This window comes from Rhodococcus chondri, from assembly GCF_036327435.1.
GTDB lineage: Bacteria > Actinomycetota > Actinomycetes > Mycobacteriales > Mycobacteriaceae > Rhodococcus > Rhodococcus chondri.
In genome coordinates, this window is the sequence record NZ_JAUZMZ010000388.1 from 1 (window position 1) to 811 (window position 811).

Sequence of the window (811 nt, forward strand, 5' to 3'; positions counted from 1 at the left end):
GTTCTCGCCGAGGCCGAGAGCGACGAGGATCAGATCCGGATTCTCATGAACCTGCTCGAGATGAGCGGCGTCGAGATCCCGGGCGGCATCATCGAGCATCAGCGCACGTCGTGGCTCGACAACCGGGCGATTCAGACTGCGGAACTTGCGCCCTACGGCGGAGACGTCGTGCTGTACATGGCGGACAAGTACCACGACGACGCGATCGATCTCGAGCCGGCGTTCGGAACCCGGCAGCCCGACGGTGGCTGGGGAGACGTCGTCGCGAAGTTGGAGATCGTTCGAGTCGGTGGCGATCACCTGCAGATTGTCGACGAGCCGTACATCGCGAAGGTGGGGGCCGACCTGACCGGCAAGCTGGCCGCCATCGAAGCCTCGAGGAGCTGAACAAGTAGTGACCACCACGGCAGAAAAGCTTGCGGAGCTGCGCCAGAAACTGGAGATCGCACAGGAACCCGCGGGTGACATTGCTATCGCCAAGCGCGCCAAGAAGGGGATCCCGAGTGCGCGCGAGCGCATCGACATGCTGCTCGACAGGGGCAGTTTCGTCGAGATCGGCGCCCTGATGAAGACCCCGGGACGCGACGACGCCTTCTACGGCGACGCGGTCGTCGTCGGCCACGGCACGGTCGACGGTCGTCCGGTCGCGGTGTTCTCCCACGACCAGACGGTTCTCGGCGGCAGCGTCGGTGAGATGTTCGGCCGCAAGGTTTCTGCCGTTCTCGAGCACGCGTTGAAGATCGGCTGCCCCGTCGTGGGCATCAACGACTCCGGCGGAGCTCGCGTCCAGGACGCCGTCACGTCGCTCGCC

General features: G+C 65.2%; 2 protein-coding genes. Both read left to right on the top strand.

Features of this window, described 5'->3' with window-relative positions:
- The coding region (locus tag Q8814_RS26315; RefSeq protein WP_330154851.1) for a hypothetical protein at positions 1–387 on the top strand (387 nt) is incomplete at its 5' end.
- A 7-nt stretch (positions 388–394) separates the two neighbouring features.
- Positions 395–811 (top strand): carboxyl transferase domain-containing protein (locus Q8814_RS26320; RefSeq protein ID WP_330154852.1); only part of this gene is annotated, 417 nt, incomplete at its 3' end.